The organism is Botrimarina hoheduenensis (assembly GCF_007859815.1).
GTDB lineage: Bacteria > Planctomycetota > Planctomycetia > Pirellulales > Lacipirellulaceae > Botrimarina > Botrimarina hoheduenensis.
Genome location: NZ_SJPH01000010.1, coordinates 1 through 15446 on the forward strand (window position 1 = coordinate 1; position 15446 = coordinate 15446).

Below are 15446 nucleotides of genomic sequence, written 5' to 3' on the forward strand. Positions count from 1 at the left end.
GCAGGTGCACGACATCCGCATGCACTACGAAGACGGCCAGCAGGTGCAGGCCCGCGTGCTGCAGACCACCTCGCCGATCAACCCGGGCGACAGCGGTGGCCCGATCGTCAACAACAACGGTGAGCTGGTGGGGATCAACTCCAGCGGCAACACCAAGGCCCGGCTGGTGAGCTACGCCATCGACATCCGCGAGGTGCGGGCCTTCCTAACCGCCTACGCCGGAGACGACAACCCAACGGCCGACGCCCCCCGCGACCTGCTCGCCGCCTGGCCCCTCTGAGCAAAGCCGAAGGAAGAAGGCTGATACCTTTACCACCTTCTCACGCACGAGCCGCCCGGCAAACGCTGGGCGGCTCGGGCGTTTTGGGCGGTCAGTCAAGTCGGCTCGATGCGTACCAGAGACGCGATACTGTCTTGCAACTAAAGCTGCATAACAGCGCGGACGCCTAAGACCAAAGCCGTGTCAACGTTATCGCGTGAGGGGACAACGACCTGCAGATCCGGTGTCACATTCAGCCAGGACGTTGCTTGCCAGTTGTAGAACAGTTCGACCCCGTGGCCGTCTTCGATCGGCCCCAGAACGGTCTCCAGAATCGGCCCGATCTGATCGCTCGATCCCGCGACAAACCAACCCACACCAAAGGTGTCGGCCCCATGGCCGCTCATCGGGTTATGGCCGCCCAGACCAAAGCTGAGGAACCACGAGAGGGGGTTCGCCTGTTGGTCAGCGACTCCCGCTCGACCGAACAGACCCCAACCGCGTCCCTCGTTGCACGGATCAACAAACAGATACTGGTCGAAATTGTAGTAAGCCGACCATGAGCCGTCGGCCTCGTTGATCGGGACATCGGGGAGAACGACACGGGGGTCTTGCCCCAGTGAGACATAGTCGCGACTGCTCCAAGTGCCCGCGAACAGCTGATGACCCGGCAGACCATAAAACGAAGTTGGCAGTCGTAGCTCAGCCGACATCGCTACGCCTTCGGCGAACAGCTCATCGAAGCCTGCTGTGGAAGCGGTATCGGTCGGGTTCAGTACCGTGTAGGTAAACAGGGGCGTCCCCTCTTCTCCCAGCACCGCAAAGCCACAACCGAGAGTCGAATAAGGGATGGTCCGCAACGCGAGGGGATTTGCGACAAAACCGACGTTAGAGAATTGCGTCTTACCCCGGCCGTGTGCAAAGGCGTTGGGGTCTCCGTCCAGCGTATCGAGCTTGCCAAAGAACACGGCAAATTGCTCAGAAAGCGCTTGCGTGAAGAGGACGTTAGTGAGCAGCAGATCCTCGTCGCCACGGACCGGCAGGTCTGCCAACACCGCGACGGGCAACAAAGCGCCGGTGTCGGCGTTCACGTTCTCTCCGAAGCGGTGCTCGGCGCGCACCTTCAGAAAGAGCCCCTCTTGCAAGCCCAGCTTGCCGAAATCGACATTGGTAACGTAGTCGCCGTGGCCGCCGTACTTGGCGTGCTGGTTGAGCCCACCGCTTGACACTCCCTGATAGAAGTGAGCAACGTCGAGGTCAAACGTGACTCCCTGCTCGGCGATCCAGGTGCGATTGCCGTACCAGTCTCCGCTGAGCGGCTGGGCACCGAGGAGCTGTGGGAATCCCCAGGCCACGATGAGCAACGCCGGCAGACATCTTGTAAAGGGCATGACGCAAGGCTCGTGCGTACAGAATGCAGGATTACGTCAACCACATGATTCAGTCCACTAGAGATAGTGATCGGTTCTTGAGGGTGCGAACCGTCGGGTGCCAAAGGACGCTGAACTAAGCGGAACAAGCAGAAAAGTCGCTCGCGCAATTGACGGAACTCAGAAGCAGAATAAAAGCCGCGTGGCGTTCTGCCTGCTGAGGCCAAGTTGATTGACAGGGCACATCAGGTAGCTTACGAAAGATAAAACTAAGATCCGGAACAAAGCGGGACGGTGAGTACCGCACAGGGTCAGAGCTAAAGAGAGAAACAGTTTCTCTACGCGCTGAAGCTGCTTGTCCTCCTCTTCTCGATCACCTGTTCGCCCCTATATGGAGTGAAGCGATGCGTTCTTGTCTGCTTTTCATGGTGGCTTTTTCCGGGGTTGCAGGCCCGGCAATGTCGGCGCGAGCGACCGAGCTTCAGACGGAACTCAGCGCCCGTTTCGCCGGATACTTATCCGCCTTTGATGAGGGGGATGCCGAAGCCTTGGGAAGATTTTGGGCCGCCGACGCCGTGGCCTATGACGACGCCACAGGCCAAGTAACGGAGGGGAGGCCCGCGATCAAAGAAGAGTTTGCGGACTTCTTTACAAGGCATCCGCGCGCTCGCCTGACAGGACAGCTCGATACCGTCCGCGCGATACGCCCGGAGGTGGCGATCGGTGAAGGTAGCGTGACGCTCTTTGTTCCCGATGACGAGCCAACGCGCTCGGCCTTTACCATCGTGTTGGTAAAAGAAGGGGGCACCTGGGTGATCGAGAGCTCTCACGAGCGTGAACTTCCCCAGCCGACGACGCCACGCGATGCGCTACAAGACTTCGCGTGGCTGGTTGGCGATTGGCGTGACGAGAGTGATGCGGTTGATGTTCGCACCAAGATTCGTTGGTCGGCAAACGAGGCGTTTCTGATCCGCTCGTTTCAAGCCGAGTACAAAGATGCGCAAGGCATCGAGGGGACGCAGGTCATCGGCTGGGATCCCCGCGACCGAGGGTTCCGTACCTGGATTTTTAGTTCGGATGGTTCCTTCGGCGAAGGAACCATCGCCAAGCAGGGTGCTGGTTGGCTCATTAAGATGACGCATGTTGGCGGCAACGGCGAGGTTTCAGCCGAGGGGCAGCTAATCACCCGTCTGGCCGACGACGCTTTTCAGGTTGAAGCAATTGGTTCGACCATCGGTGGCATGCCCGTTCCGGCCAGCGACCCCGTGAAGGTGGTGCGTGTCGTTGCGGATCAAGCGGCTTCCGCGGCTGTCGGAGGAACCCGATGAACGTCTTTCGACTTGGGGTTCTGATCGTTGCCCTTAGCTTTGGCTCCGCCGAAGTGGCTTGCGCTGTTGGCATGCGCGGCGGGGGGGGAGGTGGCGGCCGCGGGCGGATGGGGGGAGGTGGCGGAGGAGCCCGACCAAACATAAGTGCCCCTCGACAAGCTCCACGCCCCAACCTCAGTCGGCCAGCGCCGCGCCCGGCTCCCACACGGCCAGCGCCTCGACCTAGTGGTGGCATCAAGCCCAATCTGCCGACTGGCGGAGGTCGACTACCTGGCGGAGCACGCCCGACCACACGGCCCAATCTTCCCGCGCGTCCCGGGGGTGGTTCATCCGTTGCGAATCGCCCGGCAGCGAGGCCCAGCGTGAGCTTGCCAACGGGTCCGCAAAGACCAGGAGCCGCGCGTCCACGCCCGGATCTCGCGCGCCCGGATCTAGCGCGTCCCGGCAGCAACCGGCCCGCCACGAATCGGCCGGGAGTCACCGGTCGGCCAGGAGCCACCGGTCCGGGGAATAATCGTCCGGGGACATCAAGGCCCGATATTGCGGGTCGACCAGGAGTCAATCGTCCGAGCCGTCCGGGCGGTGGTGGAGCGGGTCGGCCCACGCCGGGAGGGATCGAGGACTTCTTGGGTCTCGACAAGCCGCTGCGTCCCGGCAAGGGCGATCTGGCGACGCGGCCGGGCAATCGTCGGCCAGGAGCCGGTGGCCGCCCCGATCGGGCGACAACCCTTCCTGGCGAAATCGGTCGGCCGGGAGCCTCGCGACCCGATCGCCCGGGCGGACGGCCGGGGTCTGGCGGACGACCAGGAATTGCAGCGAGACCCACTACCCGGCCCGACTTGAGCGGCCGATGGGGCGACAACAACGTGATCAATCGCCGCCCCGGCTGGGCAAATATTGATAACAGCACGAACTTAAATCTTCACAACCGCTGGAACAACGCCTTCGCCCGCCCTGGTTGGGCCAATCCGGGGGTCGCACGACGCGGCTACTGGAATGGCTGGGCGGATGGGGTACGTCACGGCTGGGGGCACCATCACCACGCGGGGCGATGGTTCAATAATAGTTGGTGGCTAGGTCATCCTCACGCGCTGTGTGGATGGCACTACCACTACTGGAACCACTCCCATGGTTGGAACTATTGGTGGACCGTTCCCACATGGTCTGCCGTGACTAACTGGTTCACCTGGTCGCAGCCTCAGACGGTATGGTCTCAGCCGGTTTACTACGACTACGGCGTCGGCGGTAACGTTGTCTACGAAGGGGACTCTGTGCTGGTCGGTGGCACGCAGGTGGCCTCGCGCGAGGAATTTGCGATGAGCGCGATGGATCTCGCTACGGTCGAGCCGCCTGCTACCGAGGAAGAAGCGGCCGAGGCGGAGTGGATGCCGCTGGGTACTTTTGCCGTTTCCACCGATGAGCGTGACACGGATCCCAACCTCACCCTACAGCTTGCCGTCAATCGCGACGGCATCGTTGCCGGCACGCTTTACAACGTCCAAACGGACGACGCGACCTCAGTCCAAGGCGCGGTAGACCAGCAGACGCAGCGTGTTGCCATTCGCTTCGGTGAGAACGACGAGCTGGTTGCCGAAACAGGGCTCTACAACCTGACACAAGAGGAAGCGCCGGTGCTTGTTCACTTTGGTCCCGAAAAAACCGAGAACTACTTGCTCGTGCGACTCGATGAGCCCTCTGAGGAAGCAAACGAAACACAAGAGTAGCTCGGTTTTCTACCAGCAGATAACCGATCGTGTACGGAGTTTAACCTGTGCCAGATAATTCCTCTTCGGCTAACGCCGTCAGCGAAGTCAGCGTGGAACGTTCTGTTATCCGGGCCATCACCAGGCTCTGGTGGGTGCCGCTACTGCGCGGCGTCATGCTGATTGCACTGGGGGGCTACGCGTTGTTGACCCCCGGCATCACGCTTTCCGCTTATACGCTCGTGCTGGGTGCCTTTGTGCTGGCCGATGGCGTGTTGGCGATCCTTGCGGGAGTCATGGGCTGGGTCGATTCGCGAGGGTGGACCCTCTTGCGTGGCGCGATCGGCATTGCCGCAGGGCTCTTCGTGATAGCGCACCCCGCACTAGTCGGGGCGGTTGCCGCGACCACGCTCGTGTTTCTGCTGGCCTTCCAATCGATTGTCGGCGGGGGCCTCGAGATCATCACCGCCATCCGGGAACGCAAACAGATCGAAGGCGAAGCGTGGCTCGTGCTGGGCGGGCTGCTCTCGATCGGATTCGGAGCCATTTTGCTCTCAGCACCGGTACTTGCTGCGGTCTTGCTTGTGCAAGTTCTCGGAGGTTTCGCGGTGATCGCCGGAGTGGCTATGATCTATGTTGCGTTTCGATTGCGTGCTTACGGGGTACACCAAGAGGCATAAGCCGAGATGCGATTGTCGCGGCTTTGCCAAACTTTTAGTCCTGCCAGACTAGCCCATCGTCTTCCCGTTTCATTGACCCTGTAGCGATGACCACAATGATCTTACTTCGACTAAAGCGATTGACTCCACTGGTGACCTACGTTACGAGTTGTTTAATCGCCTGTTGCATATCAACCGCCTCAAGTCTGTTTGCCGCCGAAAAGCCCAACGTACTCGTCATCTGGGGCGATGACATCGGCACTTGGAACATCAGCCACAACAACCGTGGCATGATGGGCTACAAGACGCCAAACATCGATCGTATCGCCCGTGAAGGGGTGGCTTTCACTGACTACTACGGACAGCAGAGCTGCACGGCAGGCCGCGCGGCGTTTATCGCCGGCAACGTGCCCGTCCGAACCGGCATGACGAAGGTCGGGATGCCAGGGGCCGAGGAAGGGTGGCAAGAAACCGACGCCACGATGGCTGCTGTTATGAAGAGCCAGGGCTATGCCACGGGCCAGTTCGGCAAGAACCACCAAGGGGACCGCGACCAGCATCTTCCCACCAACCATGGCTTCGACGAGTTCTTTGGCAATCTCTACCATCTCAATGCCGAAGAAGAGCCTGAGAATGAAGATTATCCCGCTGAGATGGTGCTTGCCAACGGCAAGACCTTCCGCGAGCAGTTCGGCCCGCGTGGTGTGATCCGATCATACGCCTTGCCGGACGGCACCCAGAAGATTGAAGACACCGGCGCCCTCGACAAGAAACGGATGGAGACGGTTGATGAAGAGACGCTCGCCGCGGCGAAAGACTTTATCAAGCGGCAGAACGCCGCCGGCAAACCGTTTTTCTGCTGGTGGAACGGCACGCGTATGCACTTTCGTACACACGTGAAGGAGGAACACCGCGGGCTCTCCGGCAAGTCGGGTGACGAGTATCACGATGGCATGGTGGAGCACGATATGCACGTTGGTGAGCTATTGGACCTGCTCGACGAGTTAGGCATCGCCGAGAACACGATCGTGCAGTACTCGACCGATAACGGCCCGCACTACAACACCTGGCCCGATGCGGGGACCACTCCGTTCCGCGGCGAGAAGAACTCCAACTGGGAGGGAGCCTACCGTGTGCCAGCGTTCGTTCGTTGGACGGGTAAGTTTCCTGCCGGAGTGACGCTCAACGGAATTGTTGCTCATGAGGATTGGCTGCCGACCTTTGCTGCGGCCGCGGGTGCTCCGGACATCAAGGAGAAACTTGCAGCAGGGACCGAGCTGATCGGCCGTCGGTACCGCAACTTGGTCGATGGCTATAACCAGCTGGACTACCTGATGGGCAAGGTCCAGGAGTCGCCTCGCAAGGAGTTCATGTACGTTAACGATGTTGGCGAGATCGTCGCGATCCGCTACGACGATTGGAAGGCGGTCTTCCTTTCCAATCGTGGTCGGCAGCTGGGCGTTTGGCAGGAGCCTTTTATCCAACTCCGCATCCCCCTGCTTTTCAATCTGCGTCGCGATCCGTTTGAGAAGTCACAGCACAACTCAAATACGTATTGGGACTGGTATATCGACCGGGCTTATGTGCTGCTGCCGATGCAGAACATCGCTGGCAAGTTCCTTAAGTCCATGATCGAGTACCCGCCGAGCCAGACGCCCGGTTCGTTCAACCTGGAAAAGGTGATCGAGCAAATCAAGGCTGCCAATCAAGGCAGCTAGGTTCTGATGCGCGCTAGCCGTCGGCGGCATTCGATGCCGCCGACGGCATTTTTTTATCCATGGCAGCGAGCAAGAATTAATGCGTTTGTTCTCCGTCTGCGTCACGGTCGCGCTGTTCTTCCTGCCGATGGTCGTGCGGGCTTCCGATCCGTTGCCTTCTTGGGCTGAAGGACCCGCTAAAGAGTCGATCCTCGGATTCATCCAACGCGTCTCGGCTCCCGGATCTCCCGAGGAGGTTCCTGCATCCGAACGGATTGCCGTCTTTGACAACGACGGCACGCTCTGGTCAGAGCAGCCGATGTACGTGCAGGCCTTCTTTGCCTTCGACCGCGTTCGGCAGCTGGCTCCGGAGCACCCTGAATGGAGAGAACGCGAACCCTTCGCTTCGATCCTGCGCGGAGATCTTGCGACGTCGCTCCAGGGGGGCGAGCCAGCATTGCTAGAAATCATCATGGCCACGCACGCCGGCCTGACGACCGACGAGTTTGATCGCGTCGTCTCTGACTGGATCTCCGAAGCACGCCATCCCGTTACCAAACGCCGTTTTACGCAGATGGTTTATTTGCCGATGCTCGAGATCTTGGCACATCTCAGGAAGAGTGGTTTTAAAACGTTCATTGTCTCGGGCGGCGGCATCGACTTTATGCGGCCTTGGGCGGAAGCGGTTTACGGAGTTCCCCCCGAGCAAGTGGTTGGTTCGAGCATCAGGCTGGCCTATCAGTATCGCGACGGATCACCGGTTATCGAACGGCTTGCTGAGATCGATTTCATTGACGACAAGGTTGGCAAGCCTGTCGGTATTCAACAGCACATCGGTCGCCGACCGATTCTGGCATTTGGCAATTCGGATGGCGATTATCAGATGCTGGAGTGGACAACCGCTGGATCGGGGCCGCGGCTCGGCGTACTGATCCACCACACCGATAACGAACGCGAGCAGGCGTACGACCGCGACTCCTTAGTGGGTCGGCTCGATAGAGCACTCCGAGAAGCTCCGGTCCAAGGTTGGGCGGTTATCGACATGAAGCGCGACTGGCGGCAGATTTATCCGGCTTCAGTTCAGCCCTAACTGGTTTAGTCCGACAGGAAGGTACCTCGTGGAGGCTGGCTTCGGCTGCGTTTCATTTGGGCCCGCCCTTCCATGGCTCGCCGGGGCCCTGCTTATCTCGTTGGATGCCGTAGCTGTCGGACTTTCCAGATACGTGGCCGGCTTGCCGGGAGTATTGCCGGCGCGTGATTCAGGGTGACGATCCAGATGAAAAGCTGGCTCAAATTTGTTGTGGTTATCAATCTCGAAGTTATCCGCCTGAGATGTAAAGCAAGGTCTTAGCGATGAAGTACTCCCATCTTATCGCCGCGCTGGTCGGCTTCAGCCTAACACTGGTTAGCGGACCAGCTAGTGTCGGGGCTCCTCAGGACGGCTCGGTCTTGCCGTTCCCGCCGACGCCGTCGGGCAGTGTCGCCAAGCGAACCATGCAAGAGTCCACCTACAGCCCACTTCCAATACCAAATCGCCTTCCCGACAACGCCCCCAACGTGTTGATCATTCTGATCGACGATGCGGGGCCGGGGTTGCCCGATACTTATGGAGGAGTAGTCCACACTCCAACGCTAACAAGGATCGCCGATTCGGGGGTCTCGTTCAATCGGTTTCATACTACCGCGATGTGCTCCCCGACACGTGCCGCGTTGCTGACGGGTCGTAATCACCATCGTGTGGGTGCCGGACAGATTGCCAGTCTGGCTAACGATTGGGATGGCTACTCGGGCATGTGGCCGGCTACCGCGGCAGCCTTGCCGAAAGTGCTCGGGTGCTACGGCTACGCATCCTCGGCGTTTGGCAAGTGGCATAACACGCCCCACGCGGAAACGTCTTCGGTGGGTCCTTTCAATCGGTGGCCTACCGGCAATCTCGTTGGTTTCGATTACTTTTATGGATTCCTGGCTGGTGAAACCTCGCAATGGGAGCCCGCGCTCGTCGAGAACTTTAATCGACTAACTCCCCAACACCGGGAAGGCTACCACCTGACCGAAGATCTTGCAGATCAGGCGATAGCATGGCTACAGCGTCAGCGAACGCTCGCTCCGGATAAGCCATTTTTTATGTACTGGGCTCCCGGAGCGGTTCACGCCCCGCACCACGTAGAGAATGTCTGGTCGGACAAATATCGGGGACAATTCGACGACGGATGGGACGCGATGCGCGAGCGTGTGTTTAGCCGGCAGAAGGCGCTCGGCTATCTTCCCGCGGAAGCAAAACTGACACCCCGCCCGGATTCGCTAGCGGCTTGGGAGTCGATTCCGGAGCAAGAGAAGCCGTTTCAGAGTCGGCTGATGGAGATCTTCGCCGGCTTCTGCGAGCATACCGACACGCAAGTTGGACGGCTTGTTGATGAGCTAGACCGTTTAGGGATCCGCGATAACACCCTCATCTTCTATCTATGGGGTGACAATGGATCGAGTGCGGAAGGACAAAACGGCTCGATCAGTGAGTTCCTCGCGCAGAGCGGTACGGCGACAACGGTTTCCGATCAGCTGAGAGCGCTCGAATCGCTCGGTGGCTTGAACGCGCTGGGGGGACCCAAAACGGATAACCATTACCACGCCGGCTGGGCATGGGCCGGAAGCACTCCGTACCAAGGAACCAAGCTGGTAGCGTCACATTTCGGCGGCACGCGAAATCCGCTGGCGATTTCGTGGCCAGCAAAGATCAAGCCCGACGCGAGACCCCGCCCTCAATTTCATCATGTGAACGATATAGCGCCCACGATTTACAGCCTGCTCAATATCCAGTCCCCGCAGCTCGTCGATGGCGTGACTCAGGATCCGCTGGATGGCGTAAGTATGCTTTACGCTTTTGATTCACCTACAGCGCCAGGGCGTAAGCAACGGCAGTACTTTGAGATCATGGGCAGCCGCGCGATCTACGATCACGGCTATATCGCTTCAGCATTTGGTCCGAGGGTTCCTTGGAAGTCAGGACTCGACCCCGCCATCTTCCAATGGACACCCGACCAGGATCACTGGGAGCTTTACGAACTTGCAAGTGATTTTTCACAGGCCAACGACCTCGCTGAGTCGCGTCCAGAAAAGCTTGCCGAATTAACCGCAATTTTTGATGCGGAAGCGCAGGCCAACAAGGTCTACCCGATCGGCGGTGGTCTGTGGGTCGGCCTGCACCCCGAGTTCACGCAGCAGAATCCCGCCACCGAGTTTCTTTACACCGCCAGTACAACCGCGGTACCCGAGGCGTCGGCCCCCAAGCTGGGACTACGAAGCAGTCTTGTCACGATCGATGTCACCCTAAAGCCAGAACCTTGCGGCGTGATGTACGCACTCGGTGGTTTTTCGGGAGGCATCGCCGTCTGGATTGACGAGGGTGCCATTCACTATGAGTACAACCTGTACGAGGTTAAACGGACGCGGATAACGACATCCGGGAAACTGCCGGTTGGTCACACGACGATCGAGATCGAGTCTCGCTTCAAGCCCGGCATCCGCAACGGACCTGTCGAAGTAACGATCAGCGTAGACGGTGTCGAGCGGGGCAGGGGGACGGCTCCTCGCAGCTCGGGCTATAGTCTTACCGCCAACGACGCCTTCGACGTGGGACGTGACAGCTACTCCCCCGTCACGCCGGCATATTTTGATCGTGCTCCCTTTGAGTCTAATAGCGAGATCGCCGGCTTGAAGGTCAAGTACCTCGAAGACTGATTGCAAAAAAACGCTTACCTCCATAGCAATTGGGACGCCATGACTTGCTGGCTAAAATACTTTTGTCTTCTAGGCTTGTTCGTTTTATTGGCGTTGACGAGTCACGCACAGGCAACTGACGCTTCGCCGACCAGCATCGGCTCGGCACTGCCGTTCCCGCCAGTGCCGATGGACAGCGTCACTAAGCCCAGGATTCAAGATTCTGCGATGCGTTGGCCGGCCGAGCCAAAGCGTCTTCCCGAAGACGCGCCAAACATCCTTATCGTGCTGCTCGACGACGTTGGTTTTGGGGTGTCAGAGACTTTCGGTGGTGAGGTTCACACGCCAACCCTCAGCAAGCTTGCTGACCAGGGCATCCGATACAACTCTTTTCATACGACTTCGATCTGCTCACCGACCCGGGCCGCACTTCTCACGGGTCGCAACCACACGCGCGTTGGATCGGGCACAATCGCCGAACGCGCCGTTGCCTTCGATGGTTACACGGGAGTCATTCCCAAGGAAGCAGCGACGCTCGCCGAGGTCTTGAAACACTACGGCTATCGGACCTCAGCGTTCGGCAAGTGGCACAACACTCCCGCAACCGAAACCACCGCGATCGGTCCAAAGGACCGTTGGCCCAACGGCTACGGATTCGAGTATTTTTACGGTTTCTTGGCCGGTGAAACATCGCAGTGGGAGCCGCGGCTGGTTGAGAACTACAACTTTGTCGAGCCCCCCAACGACGACCCGACCTATCACTTAACCGAAGACTTGGTGGATCGGGCTCTTGATTGGCTCGATGACCACCGGGCTTATTCGCCCGACAAGCCGTTCTTGATGTATTGGGCTCCGGGTGCGGTACATGGCCCGCATCATGTCTTTCCGGAGTGGGCCGATAAGTACAAGGGGAAGTTCGATTCCGGGTGGGATGCTTACCGCGAACGAGTCCACCAGCGACAGCTCGCCATGGGCGTTATCCCGCCCGGCACGCAGCTGACTCCCCGCGCCGAAACCATGCAGGCCTGGGACGACGTGCCGGCAGAAGAGCGCGCCTTTCAACTTCGACTCATGGAACTCTATGCGGGCTTTGTTGAGCACACCGACGTGCAGGTTGGGCGGGTCGTTTCAGGTCTGGAAGAGCGGGGTCTACGTGATAACACGATCGTTTTCTACCTCTTTGGCGATAATGGATCATCAGCCGAAGGCCAGCGGGGCTCCATCAGCGAATTGCTAGCGCAGAACCAGATCGCAAACACCGTTGATGAGCAGATCGTTGCGCTAGAGCGGCTTGGCGGACTCGACGCGCTAGGAACTGCCAAGACCGACAACATGTACCATGCCGGTTGGGCATGGGCCGGCTGCACTCCTTTCCGCAGCACCAAGCTCGTTGCCGCGCACTTTGGCGGCACCAGAAACCCGCTGGTTGTTTCCTGGCCCAACCAAATCCGAAGCGACAAAGTTGTTCGACAGCAGTTCCACCATGTTGTTGATATCGCTCCTACAATCTACGAGTTGCTCCAGATAGCTCCTCCCCAGAGTGTGAACGGCCACGAGCAGATGCCAATTGATGGCGTCAGCATGGTTTACACCTTCTCCAACGCGGAAGCCGCTTGCCAAAAGCAGGAACAGTTTTTTGATAACAACGGCAGTCGTGGTCTGTACCGTGACGGATGGTTCGCTTCGACTTTCGGACCGTTGACGCCTTGGATCAACGCCCAGAAGGGCTTGTCCGAATGGGACTCGGCACGCGATGTTTGGCAGCTCTACGATCTACGGAATGATTTTTCACAAGCGACCGACTTGGCGTCTCGCTATCCAGAGAAGCTTGCCGAGTTACAGTCTCGGTTTGTCGAAGTTGCGAAGGATAATCAGGTTTTTCCGTTGGGCGCGGGCATCTGGCTTCGCCTGCACCCCGAGGATGTGAAGCGCCCCCCCTACGACCATTGGACGTTCAGCGGTAAGACACGCCGTATGCCGGAATTTACGGCTCCGGGCTTGGGGAAACAAAGCAACCGCGTCGTGCTCGACATTTCGGTCGAAGATGCAGCAAGCGGGGTACTTTACGCGCTCGGAGGAGCGGGGGGAGGGCTGTCGCTCTCGATGGAGAAAGGATGTCTCGTTTACCACTACAACATGATGATTATCGAGCAATACGTTGCTCGCTGTTCGCAGCCGCTAGCAGCAGGTACGCATCGGGTTGAGGTGATTACCCGCATCGCACGACTAGGTGGTGCCGGCACGGTGGCGATCCTAGTCGATAACAAGCAGGTCGCCGCTGTCGATCTCAAAAGGACAACCCCCGTCGCTTTCTCTGCGAGCGAAACCTTCGACGTTGGCGTCGATCTGGGCTCTGTTGTGAGCGCGAGTTACGAAGGCCGTCGCCCCTTCGAGTTCAGCGGAGTTATCGATCGTGTTGAGGTCGAATTGATCGATTAACCACCCGCTGAAACGACCAACATGCCGGGAGTACTCTCTCGGGCTGCGTCGACAGCGGTCTCTATCCGAGAGCCGCCTTGGGTAGGCTGACGACGAATCGAGTGCCTTCTCCTACACGACTAATGCACTCGATGTGGCCTCGGTGGGTCTCGACGATCGTCTTGCAGATACTCAGTCCGAGCCCCACACCACGCGTGCCGTCGCGCCGACGAGCCGGGTCGGCCCGATAGAAGCGATCAAAGATGCGCGGCAAGTCGTCTTCGGCGATACCAATACCCGTATCCGCAACGACGAGTCGGATCCACTGCTCGTTGTCAGCGCGGAGAGTGATTCGAACCACGCCCCCGGGCGGGGTGTACTTCAAGGCATTGTCGATCAAATTATTGACGACATGACCAAGGTGACGCTTCAATCCGTGAGCGGTGATGTCGGGCGGGATGTCGGTTTCAAGGGTGATCCCGCCGGCTTCAGCCACTCCGCTGAACATCTCGGCGGCCCGTTCGATCATGGTGCTGAGCGCAACGCGTTCGGCACTCGGTGAATCTTGGAGAGCATAAGCCTCGGAAAGTAACAGCACCTGATTGACGAGCACTTCGAGCGATTCGCTGTCTTCAATCAGCTGTTCGAGCAACTCGCGGTACTCGGTTGCCGACCGATCCGCCATCAATCCCACTTCGATCGAGCTGCGGATCGCAGCAATCGGTGTGCGTAGCTCGTGGGCGGCATTCGCCAGAAAGGTGCGCTTCTCTCGGATGAATTCGGCGATCCGGTCCAGCAAACCGTTGATGGTCTTAGCGAGGCGATCGAACTCGTCGTCTAGCCCACTCTCGGGCAACCGCTCGTCCAATTGTGTGGGCCGCAGGCCTGCCGCCTGCTGAGTCATGGAAGACACTTCACGCGTTGCGAGGCCGGCGAGCAGATAGCCGCACACCGGCGAGGCGAGCAACATAAGCAGCGCGGCGCCAAAAACTTGCTGATCGATCCGCTCCAAGTCCGCCCGGACCCGATCCAGCGAGGAGCCGATCTCGTAGTAGCTGATCGACAAGGGGTTGGCAGGAGCTGCGTTCCGGTAGATTCGATAGTCAGCGATCGAAAGCAAGTGGCTGCTTGGCCGAGAAGGGGTAGGGGTGGGTGTCGTCGCCGGTGAGGGGGGAGCCTCATCGGCCAATTCGCTCTGCCAGAGAATCTTTTCGTCTTCGTCCCAGAGACGCACGAACCAGCGGTGCTGAGCGTGGCCGGTTGCTTTGCGACGCAACTCGTCGGAGACGGGTTCAAGCCCCTGTGGACCTAGCTCTTGCAGAATCAGACCAAGCTCTCGGGCGTCTTCGACCAAGCCCCGGTCGATCTCGCTGCTCATGGCCCAATGGATCGATCGCCGCAAACCAAAGATGGTCAGAATCGCGACGATCGCAACCGCCAAGGACGTCGCCAAGGCTAGTCGAAAACGCACCGACCGAAGCAGGCGAACTATCCAGCGAATCGGCATGGCAAGATCGTTTAGCGATCGACCCCCCAGGCAGGCTGGCCCGGCAAGCCCTCTTCAAAGACGGGCCGAGCCGCTCGCGTCGGGTGGCGAGGCATCGGTCAACAGGTAGCCTCGTCCGCGAACCGTCTGGAGTACAGGTTCGGGATGGCCGCGATCGATCTTAGCACGCAATCGTGAAATATGAACCTCAACAACGTTCGTGACCCCTTCCCAGTCAGCTTCCCAGAGGTGGCCGCAGACCATCCGCCTTGTCACGACCTGACCCGCGTGCCGCATGAGATACTCGAGGAGGCTAAACTCGGTGGGGGTGAGGTCGATGTCTTCGCCGTCACGGGTGACACGCCGCGTGCTGAGGTCCAGTGTGAGTGTTCCAACGGTGTGTCGCTGAGACGGCACTTCGAGCGTACGGCGCGAGAGCGCTTGGAGCCGGGCAAGCAACTCCGGGAAAGCGAACGGCTTAACAAGATAGTCGTCGGCCCCATGCTGGAGCCCGGTAACACGATCTTCTACCGACCCCAGCGCACTAAGGATCAGCACCGGTACACGTAGCCCCATCTTACGCGCAGCATTTAGAACTTCGAGACCCACAAGATCAGGAAGCAGTTGGTCAAGAATGACCACATCGGCCTGTTGCTCCTGTAGCGCGGTGAGGCCCGATTTGCCGTCACGACGCCATTCGCATCGCATCCCGGCCTCTGCGAGCCCCTTCTGGAGCGATCGACCGAGGGTCAAGTCGTCCTCGATCAACAAGATATTCATACGCTACGGTTTCTACCCTTGACGACAAGCGC

Annotated in this window: 11 protein-coding genes; 8 read left to right on the plus strand and 3 right to left on the minus strand. The window is 59.2% G+C overall.

Annotated elements, in window-relative coordinates:
- Window positions 1–280 (plus strand): trypsin-like serine protease (locus tag Pla111_RS15445; RefSeq protein WP_146575355.1); only part of this gene is annotated, 280 nt, incomplete at its 5' end.
- Between the two features lie 140 nt (window positions 281–420).
- Here Pla111_RS15445 and Pla111_RS15450 read toward each other — a convergent pair.
- A complete protein-coding gene (locus Pla111_RS15450) occupies window positions 421–1650 on the minus strand; it encodes a carbohydrate porin (protein WP_146575356.1) in 1230 nt (409 codons plus the stop codon).
- A gap of 383 nt (window positions 1651–2033) precedes the next feature.
- Between Pla111_RS15450 and Pla111_RS15455 the strand changes: the two genes are divergently transcribed.
- The 7 genes from Pla111_RS15455 to Pla111_RS15485 all read left to right on the plus strand — a co-directional run bounded on the left by Pla111_RS15455 (window position 2034) and on the right by Pla111_RS15485 (window position 13169).
- The gene (locus Pla111_RS15455) at window positions 2034–2957 is read left to right on the plus strand and encodes an SgcJ/EcaC family oxidoreductase (RefSeq protein WP_146575357.1); all 924 of its coding nucleotides are present in this window, start codon (window positions 2034–2036) and stop codon (window positions 2955–2957) included.
- An 839-nt stretch (window positions 2958–3796) separates the two neighbouring features.
- Window positions 3797–4681 (plus strand): hypothetical protein, encoded by an 885-nt coding sequence (locus Pla111_RS15460; RefSeq protein WP_146575358.1) that lies wholly within the window; start codon window positions 3797–3799, stop codon window positions 4679–4681.
- A 92-nt stretch (window positions 4682–4773) separates the two neighbouring features.
- Entirely contained in the window at window positions 4774–5340 is a 567-nt protein-coding gene (locus tag Pla111_RS15465; RefSeq protein ID WP_146575359.1) for an HdeD family acid-resistance protein, read from the plus strand.
- A gap of 95 nt (window positions 5341–5435) precedes the next feature.
- Window positions 5436–7037, plus strand: a complete 1602-nt coding sequence (locus Pla111_RS15470; RefSeq protein ID WP_197525077.1) for an arylsulfatase — start codon at window positions 5436–5438, stop codon at window positions 7035–7037.
- A 79-nt stretch (window positions 7038–7116) separates the two neighbouring features.
- Window positions 7117–8106, plus strand: a complete 990-nt coding sequence (locus Pla111_RS15475; protein WP_146575361.1) for an HAD family hydrolase — start codon at window positions 7117–7119, stop codon at window positions 8104–8106.
- A gap of 263 nt (window positions 8107–8369) precedes the next feature.
- Window positions 8370–10751, plus strand: a complete 2382-nt coding sequence (locus tag Pla111_RS15480) for an arylsulfatase (RefSeq protein WP_146575362.1) — start codon at window positions 8370–8372, stop codon at window positions 10749–10751.
- 207 nt (window positions 10752–10958) lie between these two features.
- Window positions 10959–13169 (plus strand): arylsulfatase, encoded by a 2211-nt coding sequence (locus Pla111_RS15485; RefSeq protein ID WP_231931094.1) that lies wholly within the window; start codon window positions 10959–10961, stop codon window positions 13167–13169.
- Window positions 13170–13230: 61 nt separating this feature from the next.
- Here the strand turns inward: Pla111_RS15485 and Pla111_RS15490 are convergent, their stop codons facing one another.
- Together Pla111_RS15490 and Pla111_RS15495 are read right to left on the minus strand one after the other, a co-directional pair.
- On the minus strand, window positions 13231–14655 hold the full coding sequence (locus Pla111_RS15490; protein ID WP_146575364.1) for a sensor histidine kinase: 1425 nt from the start codon (window positions 14653–14655) through the stop codon (window positions 13231–13233).
- A 54-nt stretch (window positions 14656–14709) separates the two neighbouring features.
- Window positions 14710–15414, minus strand: a complete 705-nt coding sequence (locus Pla111_RS15495; RefSeq protein ID WP_146575365.1) for a response regulator transcription factor — start codon at window positions 15412–15414, stop codon at window positions 14710–14712.
- Window positions 15415–15446: the final 32 nt, after the last annotated feature.